Origin of the sequence: Enterobacter sp. CGMCC 5087, assembly GCF_003144775.1 — a bacterium.
Lineage (GTDB): Bacteria > Pseudomonadota > Gammaproteobacteria > Enterobacterales > Enterobacteriaceae > Enterobacter > Enterobacter cloacae_M.
Window position 1 is genome coordinate 1 of record NZ_QFXN01000263.1, and the last position, 388, is coordinate 388.

Here is a 388-nt window from a genome sequence, read left to right on the forward strand (position 1 = left end):
CGTCTGGCGCACCGAAATGACGGCACGTCCGATGGTGGACGGCCCGCAGATAGCGACCGTCACCGGCCCGGCGACCGAAGAAATCTACTGCGACGAATACGGGCGCGTGAAGGTAAAGTTTCCGTGGGACCGTTACGGCAACAATGACGATCTGAGTTCCTGCTGGGTGCGTGTCACCCAGGCCTGGGCTGGTGGCCGTTATGGCATGGTCGCCCTTCCCCGCGTGGGGCATGAGGTGGTGGTGAGTTTTCTGGAAGGGGACCCCGACCAGCCGATTATCACCGGGCGCACGTATCACGCCACCAACCTTGCCCCCTATCCCCTGCCGGTGAATAAAACCCGCATGGTGCTGCGTTCAGACACGGTTCAGGGGAAAGGCTATAACGAA

At 61.3% G+C, this 388-nt stretch carries 1 protein-coding gene; it reads left to right on the plus strand.

The window, feature by feature from the left end; translation table 11 throughout:
* The coding region (gene tssI, locus DEO48_RS23020) for a type VI secretion system tip protein TssI/VgrG (protein ID WP_146198323.1) at positions 1-388 on the plus strand (388 nt) is incomplete at both ends.